At 67.0% G+C, this 11,347-nt stretch carries 7 protein-coding genes; 3 read left to right on the top strand and 4 right to left on the bottom strand.

Features of this window, described 5'->3' with window-relative positions; all coding sequences use genetic code 11:
* Positions 1–400: 400 nt before the first annotated feature.
* The 3 genes from JKG68_RS28300 to JKG68_RS28290 all read right to left on the bottom strand — a co-directional run bounded on the left by JKG68_RS28300 (position 401) and on the right by JKG68_RS28290 (position 7,284).
* Positions 401–1,825, bottom strand: a complete 1,425-nt coding sequence (locus JKG68_RS28300) for an MFS transporter (protein ID WP_202065347.1) — start codon at positions 1,823–1,825, stop codon at positions 401–403.
* A gap of 177 nt (positions 1,826–2,002) precedes the next feature.
* Positions 2,003–6,826, bottom strand: a complete 4,824-nt coding sequence (locus tag JKG68_RS28295) for an NAD-glutamate dehydrogenase (RefSeq protein WP_202065345.1) — start codon at positions 6,824–6,826, stop codon at positions 2,003–2,005.
* A gap of 116 nt (positions 6,827–6,942) precedes the next feature.
* Positions 6,943–7,284 carry a winged helix-turn-helix transcriptional regulator gene (locus tag JKG68_RS28290; protein WP_202065340.1) on the bottom strand — a complete coding sequence of 114 codons (342 nt, stop codon included), beginning with the start codon at positions 7,282–7,284 and terminating at the stop codon, positions 6,943–6,945.
* Between the two features lie 95 nt (positions 7,285–7,379).
* Here JKG68_RS28290 and JKG68_RS28285 point away from each other — a divergent pair, with 95 nt between their 5' ends.
* Together JKG68_RS28285 and JKG68_RS28280 are read left to right on the top strand one after the other, a co-directional pair.
* A complete protein-coding gene (locus JKG68_RS28285) occupies positions 7,380–8,396 on the top strand; it encodes a zinc-binding alcohol dehydrogenase family protein (RefSeq protein ID WP_202065338.1) in 1,017 nt (338 codons plus the stop codon).
* A gap of 332 nt (positions 8,397–8,728) precedes the next feature.
* Complete coding sequence (locus JKG68_RS28280; protein ID WP_202065336.1) at positions 8,729–9,109, top strand: DUF2794 domain-containing protein; 381 nt, start codon at positions 8,729–8,731, stop codon at positions 9,107–9,109.
* Here JKG68_RS28280 and JKG68_RS28275 read toward each other — a convergent pair.
* Positions 9,106–9,648 carry a GNAT family N-acetyltransferase gene (locus JKG68_RS28275; RefSeq protein ID WP_202065335.1) on the bottom strand — a complete coding sequence of 181 codons (543 nt, stop codon included), beginning with the start codon at positions 9,646–9,648 and terminating at the stop codon, positions 9,106–9,108. The genes JKG68_RS28280 and JKG68_RS28275 overlap by 4 nt on opposite strands.
* Positions 9,649–9,761: 113 nt before the next feature.
* Between JKG68_RS28275 and JKG68_RS28270 the strand changes: the two genes are divergently transcribed.
* Complete coding sequence (locus tag JKG68_RS28270) at positions 9,762–11,261, top strand: MFS transporter (RefSeq protein ID WP_312891014.1); 1,500 nt, start codon at positions 9,762–9,764, stop codon at positions 11,259–11,261.
* The last annotated feature ends 86 nt before the right edge of the window (positions 11,262–11,347 follow it).

Below are 11,347 nucleotides of genomic sequence, written 5' to 3'. Positions count from 1 at the left end.
CCTGCTCCCACACTGCGACGCCTCGCGAGCGCGCCCCTCGTCAGGACCAGGCTGTGCAACGATATAGCTAAGGTTGCAGCAGATGTCAAGAACAAAGGTGGAACATTGTACCGGCTCAGCCCTGTCGTGCCTGGGCAGACACGGAGCCGGAACCATGGCGCTGGCGCTTGAGATGGTGCTGGGCCGCTGTGCTCGTCCTGCGCCGTCAGCGGCTATGGATCCCCTTCTCTCGCCTGCGGCTCGCCGGGGATGACAGCGGGGCGCTGACCTCGCGGTTCTGCCCCCGCTGCTGCGCCCTCAGTGTCATTCCCGGCCGGAGCGCAGCGGAGGGGAAGGGAATCCATGGCGCTCGGGGTGTGGGTGGAATCCCCTCCCGGCCTTGCCGCCGGGGAGAACAGCCTCACACCCGCCTTACGCCGCTCAGGAGCCAGAAGCCCGTGAGCAGGAACAGGATCAGCACCGCAGGTCCTGCGGCCTGCGTCTGAAAGATCTCCGTGGCGACGGCCACCGCCAGCGGGGCCAGGAAGGACGTGACTTTTCCCGAAAGCGCCAGCAGCCCGAAGTAGCGTCCGGCCTCATGCGCCGGGACGAGACGGGCAAGCAGGCTGCGCGAGGACGCCTGGAGCGGCCCCGCCACCGAGCCGATGACGAGCCCGAGCCCCAGAAACACCTGTTCCGGCGCGCTGCCGTAAAGGCCGTCATCAGGTGCCGGAGGCGCGGTCGGCACCACGAAGAAAACGTACTCGCGCCCCAGCGACAGCACGCCCACGCACACGAGCGCGAGAATGACGATCGATCCGAGGATGACGGGTTTGGCGCCGATGCGGTCGTCGAGCCGCCCGCCGATCAGCGCTCCGATGGTGCCGGTGACGGTGAGCATGATGCCGAAGATGCCGAGCTCGACGGCCTGCCAGCCGAACACGCCGGCCCCGTAGATGCCCCCGAAGGCGAAGAGCGCCACGAGGGCATCCTGATAGACCATGTTGGCCAGAAGAAAGCGCCCGACGCTCCCGTGCCGCCTTGCATCCGCAATGGTGCTTTTCACCTGGAGCACGCCTTTTCGGGCAGCCTCCCTCAAGCCGACCGGGGAGCGGGGAACGTCGGGCGTGAGCAGGAAGAGCGGCAGCACGAAGACGATAAACCACAGGGCCGAGAACGGGCCCGTGATCCGGTCTCCCTCGCGGGAGGCGGGGTCGAGCCCCAACAGCGGCTCAAGGCCGAAGAAGGTTCGCCCCGAGGCCGGGTCGGCGGCCAGAAAGCCCAGCACGATCACGAGCGAGACGAGGCCGCCGAGATAGCCCATGGCCCAGCTGGAGCCGGAGAGGCGGCCATAGCGCTCGGGCGGCACGAGATGCGGGATCATGGCATTGTTGAACACGCCCGCGACCTCCACCGCCACCGTGCCGAGCGCAAAGCCGACGAGCGCGACGGCGATGGCATGGGGCTCTCCCGGTGCCGCGTACCACAGGGCGAAGGAGGCGATCACCAGCACGAGCCCGCAGGCCGCGATCCAGGGCTTCTTCGGCCCGGTCGCATCGGCGATGGAGCCGAGAACTGGCGACAGGACGGCGAGCACGAGGCCCGCCCCGGCTGTCGCATAGCCCCAGAGGCTCTGCCCGCTGACGGCGTCAGGCGCCAAGGCCGACGCGAAATAGGGTGCGAAGACGAAGGTGGTGACAAGGGTGAAGAAGGGCTGGCAGGCCCAGTCGAACAGGAGCCAACCCAGGATCGCGGGCCGTGAAGCGTTACGCGGGAGGGAGTCGATGTCTCTCACTGGGCTTTGCTTCCCGCGCTGCTGCCGAATGTTCCGGTGCGTCTCGCGCATCGGACGGCAAGATGATCCCCGGCTGTTTGCCTCCCCCTTGCGGGGAGGGCAAGGGCTGGGGTGTGAGCCATAGCCTATGAGCGTGTGGCGCCGGCACCCCCACCTCCTCCCCGCAAGGGGGAGGAGAGAAGGTCTCGGGCGAGCCCGAGGCCTGTGGGGAGGAGGGCTCGCGCTGGATCAGCTCGTCCGGGCAAGATCGCCGAGGAGGCTTGCGGCCACCATGATCTTCGACAGGGTCAGGCCGGACGACACGATGCTGTCCACGGCGCTTCGGATCCGGTTGACGTCCGCACCCCGCTTGTCGCCCCAGGCTCGCACGGCGTCGATTCCCGACAGGTCCTGGGAGGAAACCTCCGCCGTCAGGCCGCGATGGGCGTAGGCGATGCTGTCGATGGCACGGTCGAGCGCCAGGCGGTCGAAGTAGTCGCTGACGCTGATCTCCTGGGCCGCGCCGATGAGGGCGCCGAGGCTGAACGAAGCCTCGAGAGCAAAGTGCGTGCTGGCGATGTCGCCAACGGGCTTGTCCGTCTTCTGCGCGGTCTGCACGATATCGGGCGCGGCCACCAGATCGGGCAGCGCCGCGATCCGGCATGCCAGGTCCCGAGGCACACCCTGATCGGCCAGCACTTTCGCCCGCGCGTCCCATGCGGTTCGGGCCGCGGCCGAAAGCGTGTCGGGAAGGGTGCGCTCGACCTCGGCGATGCCGGCCCGGTAGGTGCCGATGATCTCGTCGAGGGAGTGGTTGGTGAAGTCCACGTTGCGGATGAACCAGACGATCCGGTTCATGAGCAGGTCCTGCAGGTCGCCGTAAAGCCGCAACTGCACGTGGCCCGGCACGACGCCGTCGAGCGCATCGATGGCGGCGTTCGTCTCGACCAGCCCGAAGGAGTCGCGGGTGGCCGCGTAGGCCGCCGCAATGGTGGGCGCATCCGCGCCGGTCTGATCCACCAGGCGGGCCACCATGGTCGGCCCGCCCCGGTTGATGATGGCGTTGGCAAGCTGCGTCGCGATGATCTCGCGGCGCAGGCGGTGGCCGGCAATCGCATCGGGGAAGCGCTCGCGCATCGCGGCCGGGAAATACCGCTCCAGCTCCTTGGCGAGATACGGATCGTCCGGAACGGTGCTTTCGAGCAGCTCGTCGTGCAGGGAGAGCTTGGCGTAGGCGAGAAGCACCGCAAGCTCGGGCCGCGTCAGCGCCTCGCCCCGGCGAGCGCGCTCCGCGAGCGTGCTGTCGTCGGGCAGATATTCCACCGCCCGGTTGAGACGCCCTTGCGCTTCCAGCATGTGCATGAGCCGGCGCGCGAAGCCCAGATCGGCAGGCCCGCGCTGCTCGGAAAGCGAGAGCGCCAGGGTCTGCAGGTAGTTGTTGCGCAGGACGAGCCCCGCCACATCCTCCGTCATGTCGGCGAGCAGCTCATTGCGCTGCTCCTCGGTGAGACGCCCGTCGCGCTCCGGGGCGGTCAGGGCGATCTTGATGTTCACCTCCACGTCGGAGGTGTTGACGCCGGCCGAATTGTCGATGGCGTCGGTGTTGAGGCGAACGCCTCTCTGCGCCGCCTCGATGCGCCCGCGCTGGGTCACGCCCAGATTGGCGCCCTCGCCGATCACCTTGGCGCGGACCTCGGGCCCTGCGATGCGGATCGGATCGTTGGCGCGGTCGCCCACCTGCTCGTCGGTCTCCGAGGCGGCGCGGATGTAGGTGCCGATGCCGCCGAACCAGAGCAGATCGACGCGGCTTTTAAGGATCGCGTTCATCACCTCGGCCGGCGTGGCTTCCGGCTTGTCGAGATCGAGCAGGGCGCGAACCTCGTCCGAGAGCGGTATCGACTTCGCGGCGCGCGGGAAGATGCCGCCGCCCCTGGAGATCAGCGCCTTGTCGTAATCCTGCCAGCTGGACCGGGCTAAGTTGAACAGGCGCTCGCGCTCGTTGAACGACGTCTCGGGATCCGGGTTCGGGTCGAGGAAGATGTCGCGGTGGTCGAAGGCCGCCACCAGCTTCAAGGCCCGCGACAGGAGCATGCCGTTGCCGAACACGTCGCCCGACATGTCGCCGACGCCGGCCACCGTCACCGGAGTGGTCTGGATGTCGATGTCGATCTCGCGGAAGTGGCGCTTCACCGCCTCCCAGCCCCCGCGAGCCGTGATGCCCATCTTCTTGTGGTCGTAGCCCTGGCTGCCGCCGGACGCGAAGGCGTCGCCGAGCCAATGGCCCTTCTCGATGGAAAGCGCATTCGCCGTATCGGAGAAGGTGGCCGTGCCCTTGTCGGCGGCAACCACCAGATAGGGATCGTTCGGGTCGTAGCGCACCGTGTCGGCGGGCGGGACCACGCTGTCGCCGACGATGTTGTCGGTCAACTGCAGGAGCGTGCGCACGAAGATGCGGTAGCTCTCGGTTCCTTCCGCGAGCCAGGCCTGCCGGTCGCTTGCCGGGGGCAGCCGCTTGGGCACGAAACCGCCCTTGGCGCCCACCGGCACGATCACGGCGTTCTTGACCTGCTGCGCCTTGACGAGGCCGAGCACTTCCGTGCGGAAATCCTGCGGACGGTCGGACCAGCGCAAGCCGCCGCGCGCCACCTTGCCGAAGCGCAGGTGCACGCCCTCGACGCGGGGCGAATAGACGAAGATCTCGTAGAGGGGCCTGGGCAGCGGCAGACCTTCCACCTTCGCGCACTCGAACTTGAACGCGATGGTCTGGCGCGGCAGGCCGTTGTCCTCGAGCTGGAAGAAATTGGTGCGGATGGCGGCGTCGATCAGGTTGATGAAGCGGCGCAGGATGCGGTCGTCGTCGAGGCTCGTGACCTCTTTCAGCTGATCCTCGATGGCCTCGCGGATGCCGGCCTCCGCCGCAGCCCGGCCTTCCTCCTTGCGCGGATCGAACCGGGCATAGAAGAGCCTCACGAGATCGGCCGCGATCGCCCCATGACGGGCGAGCGTTCCGGCAAGGTAATCCTGGGCATAGGTGACCTGGATCTGGCGCAGGTAGCGGCCGAGCGCCCGCACCATGGCCACGTCGCGCCAGCCGAGTCCCGCTTCGAGCACCAGACGGTTGAAACCGTCCGATTCGGCCAATCCGCGGAAAAGGGCCAGCAGGGCCGCCTCGATGAGATCCTGGATCTCGTCGATCCTGATCACGCCGCCGGTGGCGCGCTCCAGGGTCATGTCGTGCAGCCAGACCCGGTCCGAGCCGGGGAAGGCCACCCGATAGGTGCGCTCGTTCACGACGCGGAAGCCGAGATTTTCGAGCAGCGGCACCCGGTCCGACAGGGGCAGCGCCATGTTGAGCGAGAACACCTTCAGGTTCACGCGGGTCTCGTCGTCGCCCTCGCGCCGGTAGAGGTCCACCGCGCGGGGACGAGCCTCCGAGAGCTGCTCCAGCAGGGCGATGTCGGCAATCGCCTGCTCGGCTCCGAAGGCCTCGCGATAGGCGGCGCTGAAGGCCTCGGCGTAGCGGGTCGACAGGGAGCGCGCCCGTGCGCCGCCGACGGATTCCTCGAGCTGGTTGCGCAGGGCATCGCTCCAGGTGCGGACGATGGCCGAGATGCCCTTCTCGACGGTCTCGCGCGAGACCTGGGGCGTACGCCCCTCGTCGCGGCCGATGATGTAGTGCGTGCGGGCGAGCGGTCCTTCCGGGTAATCCGGGTAGGAGGCGGACACGCGGCCCTCGTAGATGCTGGCGAGGAACTGCCCGATGCGCATGCGCGCGCTGGTGTCGTAGCGGTCCTTGGGCACGAATACCAGAACGGACACGAAGCGGTCGAACTCGTCGGCCCGGGCGAGCGCCCTCACCCGCGGGCGCTCCGACAGGTTCATGATCTCGATGGCGAAGCGGTAGAGCGTGTCCTCGTCGATCTGGAACAGCTCGTCGCGCGGATAGTTCTCGAGCACGTTGAGAAGCGCGCGGCCCGCATAGCTCGACGGATCGAAGCCTCCGCGGGCGATGACCTTCGCCACCTTGTGGCGCAGATAGGGCACCTCGCCCGTGGTGTTGGTGTAGGCGCTGGCCGTGAACAGGCCGACGATGCGCAGCTCGCCCTGCAGGTGCCCGTTGCCGTCGAACAGCTTGACGCCGATGTAGTCGAGATGGGCGCGCCGGTGAACGCGGGACTTGACGTTCGCCTTGGTGATGATGAGCGCCTGCGGGCGCGCCAGGAAGGCGCGGATCTCCGGCGACATGGAAACCAGTTCCTGTCCGCGCCGCAGCACGCGCACGCTCGGGTCGCGCAGCAGGCCCAGGCCGGAGCCATCCACCGGATCGGCGGCCGCGTCGCCGGTCGGCAGGCGGTACTCGCGAAGCCCCAGGAACGTGAAGTTGTCCCGCGCGATCCAGTCGAGGAACGCGATGGCTTCCTTCACCTCGTCGTCCGGCAGCGGCGGGGGGTTGAGGCGGTAGTTGTGGACGATCTCGGTGATCCGGGCGCGCATGCCCGGCCAGTCATGGACGGCCAGCGCCACATCCTTGTGAACCCGCCGCATGCCTTCCATGAGGCGGCTGCGGGTTTCCGCATCGTCGATGCGGGGCAGATGGATATGGATGAAGCTTTCGCGCTTCACGCCGAGCCGGGTCGATGCGGTGGCCTCGCCCACGAGGCGGACCAGGGCGCCGCCCGCATCGCGCTCCACGGCAAGGATCGGATGCGCCACGAGCAGCGGATCGTAGCCCTGGTCCACGATCTCGGCGAGCGTCGAGTCGAGCAGGAAGGGCATGTTGTCGTTGACGACCTCGAGCACCGTCACGTCCCGGCGGCGGCCCTCGCGCTCGATCTCAAGGTCGAGGAGGCGGATGTCCTCCCCGCCCCCGACCCGGGGGGCCTTGAGATGCTCGAAGGCTTCCGCGGCCAGATCCGCCAGCGTTTGCGGTGAATAGGACGCCAGATCCTCGGACGGAACACGCCCGTACAGATCGCGCACGAAGGTCGGCGGAATGGCTTTGTGCCCGGCTTCGAGCACGGCGACGGCCTCGGCCGTCAGTTCGCTTCCGCTGGTCGGGGTTTCCAGCTTCATGCGCGCATCCTCTGCTATCGTTGTTGCGGGAGCGTTGCCACAGAGCAGCATGTTGCGCAACAAAACCGTGCCATTCTGCACATCGAAGCACGAACTTGCTGCACTGCACAGACACTTTACGCTGCCTTGGCCTCGGAGGACGACAGGTTTGCGTCGCCCCAGTGTTTCAGCGCCAGGATCACCGGCTCCAGGCTCCACCCCCGCGGCGACAAGGCATACTCGACCCGGGGCGGCACCTGCGCGTAGACCGTGCGGGTGATGAGCCCGTCGGCTTCCAGCTCACGAAGCTGATGGGTCAGCATGCGCTGCGTGACGGCAGGAATGAGGCGGCGCAGCTCGTTGAAGCGCAAGGTGCCCCTGAGCAGCTTGTAGAGCACGACGATCTTCCACTTGCCGTCGATGAGGCTGAGCGTCCGCTCGACGGAGCATCCGGTGCCCTCCATCGCCCTGTGAGACATCACGGTATCCTTTTTGACACTATGGGCTGTTTTTGTGCGTTCTTGCGGAGCCTGACACCTTGCTCAACTATGCCTCCAGCAACAGGAGACAAGCCATGCGCGCCGTCGGATACCAGCAATCCCTTCCCATCGATCAGGACGCCTCCCTCGTCGATGTGGATCTGCCCCGCCCCGATCCGGGTCCGCGGGACCTCCTGGTGGAGATCAAGGCGGTGTCGCTGAATCCGGTCGACACGAAGGTGCGCATGCGGGCTCAGCCGGAGCCGGGCGGCGTGAAGGTGCTGGGGTTCGATGCCGCCGGGATCGTCCGGGCGGTGGGCGGAGAGGTCTCCCGCTTCAAGCCGGGCGATGAGGTTTACTATGCGGGAGCCATCACCCGCCCGGGGACGAATGCGGAATTTCACGCGGTAGACGAGCGCCTCGTGGGATCGAAACCCACATCCATCGGATTCGAGGAAGCGGCCGCCCTTCCGCTGACCACGCTGACCGCCTGGGAGACCCTGTTCGACCGGCTGGAGATCAACCGTCCCGTGAAGGGCGCAGCCAACGCCATCCTGATCGTCGGCGGCGCAGGCGGTGTCGGATCGGTGGCGATCCAGCTGGCGCGCCAGCTGACCGACCTGACGGTGATCGCCACCGCCTCGCGCCCGGAAACGCAAGCCTGGTGCCGGGAGCTCGGCGCCCATCATGTGATCGATCATGGCCAGCCGCTTGCCGCGCAGGTGGAGGCGCTGGGCATCGGCGCGCCGGCCTTCGCCTTCTCGATCACCCACACGGACACCCATTTTCCGGAGATCGCCAAGGTGATGGCGCCGCAAGGCCGCTTCGCCCTGATCGACGATCCGAAGGCACCCCTCGACATCACTTTGCTGAAGGGCAAGAGCGTCTCGATCCACTGGGAATCCATGTTCACCCGCTCCACCTTCCAGACCGCCGACATGGAGCGGCAGCACGATATCCTGAACGAGGCCGCGCGCCTGGTGGATGCGGGCACGATCAGGACGACCCTGGCCAAGGTGATCGGGCCGATCAACGCCGCCAATCTCAAGCGCGCTCACGCCTTCATCGAGAGCGGACGGGCGCGGGGCAAGATCGTGCTGTCGGGGTTCTGAGCGTCGGATAAGGAAGGGTCCGGAGGGCGTCACGGCCCTCTGGACAAAAGAAAAGGCTGCCTCGTGAGGCAGCCCTGTGTCTCGACTGTTGTGGCCCGGCTCTCCAAACGACCTGGAGGGCTGGGGGGCTGACGTATCCGAGCCGTTCGATGAGCCGGGCCGTCGAGGCAACTTGAGCATTAACGGCATCCAGTGAGGCTCCTTCACGGCGCGAATGAGGCAGGAATAAGATTTGCGCGGGAACCCGTGATTCGTTGTGTCCTGATGGGTTGAACCCTTAGCCGCCGAAGCCCATCATGGGGATATGTTGTTCATCACTCACGGGAGGCTTCATGAGCGAAGGTGACATCGCAGAGCCGCTGCGCGGCGGCTCGATGCAGGGCTCGGCCCACATCGTTCCTTTTCCCGCCGCGCCGAAACAGGTGTCCTTCGACCGTGCCGAGTTGCAGGCCATTCTCAATCTCTACGGCCGCATGGTGGCAGCCGGCGAGTGGCGCGACTACGCCATCGACTTCATGCCCGACAAGGCCGTCTTCTCCATCTTCAGGCGCACGTCGGAAATGCCCCTCTACCGGATCGAGAAGGATCCCAAGCTCGCCAAGAAGCAGGGAGCTTATTCGGTGGTGGTCTCGACCGGCCTGATCCTCAAGCGCGGGCATGAGCTCGACCGGGTCCTGCGCGTCCTCGACAAGCCCAAGGTGGTGTCGAACTAGCCCTTGACGATGGAGCGCGAGGGAGGCTCCTGCGTGCCGCGCCCGAGGGGGCGCTGCATCAGCACGGTGGAGAGCCAGCGCCCGTGCTTGTAGCCGACGCCTTTCAGCACCCCGACGGGCTGGAAGCCCAGGCTGCCGTGCAGGCGGATCGAGCCGCGCGATTCCTCGTCGCCGATGACCGCTACCATGAGGCGGAAATCCTGCGCCTCGCAGGCCTCGATCAAGGCCGCCAGGAGAGCGCGCCCGACGCCCTGCCCCTGCGCGGACGGCGCGACGTAGATCGAATCCTCCACCGTCGACCGATAGGCCGGACGGGTGCGGTAAGGGCCCGCATAGGCGTAGCCCAGGAGCGCCCCGTCGCGCTCCGCCACGAGGTAGGGATAGCCGCCCTCCAGGACCGCTGCCCGGCGACGGGCCATCTCCGCCCTGTCCGGCGGATCAAGCTCGAACGAAGCCGTGCCGTTGACGACCGCATGGGCGTAGATCGCAGCGATGCTATCGAGGTCGGACTCGGCGGAAGGACGCAGAAGAATGCTCATGCGGGTTTTCTAAAGCAAGTTCGAGCCCTGGGGGAATAGAACGCGGGTTTGGCAGGGCTGTCTTTTTTCCTCGCTCCGGCATTAGCATGAGGCGTCATGAGAAAGGCTTGCGCGTGAACCAGCTCAGCCCAGGCGGGACGCAGCCGCCCTCCGTGTCCAAAGCGCAAACCTATGTGGTCTGGACCGCGATCCTGGCCTCCAGCATGGTCTTTGCCGACGGCGCCATCGTTACCGTCGCCATTCCGCAGATGCGCGAGAGCCTGCAGGCGTCCCTGTCCGAGATGCAATGGGTCACCAATGCCTATGCGCTCACCCTGTCCGCCTTCCTGCTCCTGGGGGGCGCCGCCGGCGACGCGTATGGGCTCAGGCGGATCTTCATGATCGGCATTGCCTGCTTCGGACTGACTTCCCTGTGGTGCGGCCTGTCTGGTTCGGCCGGGATGCTGATCGCGGCCCGTGCCTTCCAGGGCGTCAGCGGCGCCCTGCTGGTGCCGGGTTCGCTCGCATTGATCAGTGCCCACTTCTCGGCCGAGACCCGGGGCAAAGCCATCGGCACCTGGGCCGCAGCCTCCGCCATCGCTGCGGCCCTCGGGCCGATTCTCGGCGGCTGGCTCATCGACATCGGCCCATGGCAGACGATCTTCTGGATCAACGGCCCGGTCGCCCTGGTGGCGCTGTGGCTGTGCTGGCGGCATGTTCCGGAGGGTCCGGTGGCGCAGGACACCGCCATGGATTGGCTGGGGGCTGTCCTCGCCGTAGCCTCCCTTGGCCTCCTGGCCTATGGGTTGACGGCTCTGGGCGAGAGGGGGAGCCATCGCGGGCTGTCCACCCTCCTGACCGTCATGGGTGTGGTGGTTCTGGGCGTCTTCATCCTCCATGAGAAGCGGGCCGCTACGGCGATGATGCCGCTCGGCTTGTTTCGTTCATCCGCCTTTGCCAACGTCAACGCCCTGACATTGCTGCTCTATTTTGCGCTCAGCGGGGCGCTGTTCTTCCTGCCGATGGTGCTGATCGAGGCTCATGGCTATTCCGCCGCCAAGGCAGGCTCCGTATTTCTGCCGTTCACGATCATGATGGCCCTGCTCTCAGGGCTCGGCGGCGCGATGGCCGACCGGATCGGCGTGCGCATGCTGCTGACGGCAGGGCCCGTCGTTACGGGCGTGAGCTTCGCACTCCTCGTCCCGGCCGTCTCCCATGGCAACTACTGGCTTGCGGTTGCGCCGGTCATGGCCCTCATGGGACTGGGCATGGGGATCACGGTCGCGCCGCTCTCGACGACGGTCATGAACGCCGTGTCCAACGACCGTATCGGGGTAGCCTCCGGCGTCAACAACGCGATCTCACGGGTCGCAGGGCTCATGGCCGTCGCTGGGCTTGGCGCCGTGGCCACGTTCGGCTTCCGGCAGGCTGCCGCACGGGCTGACCCTGGGACTGCGGATCTCTTCGCGCAGGCGACCTTCGGCGCTCTGCCCCAAGCGTCAGGCCCGGCGCCCGAGTCCCTGCAGGATCTCTATGCAACGGCGATGACGGGAGGGTTCGGGCTGGTGGCTCTGGTCTGCGCCGTAGCGGCTGTGTCCAGCGCTTATTTCGGCTACCGTTCGGCGCAAGGCTGACGCCAAACAAAAAAGCCCCGGCCTTTCGGCCGGGGCTTGGGGAGCATCTGCTCCGCTCGTCCTTACTCGTTGCGGTTGCCCACGAG

This window comes from Microvirga aerilata (assembly GCF_016743775.1).
GTDB classification, from domain to species: Bacteria; Pseudomonadota; Alphaproteobacteria; order Rhizobiales; family Beijerinckiaceae; genus Microvirga; species Microvirga aerilata.
This window is presented reverse-complemented; position numbering and strand designations above follow the sequence as displayed.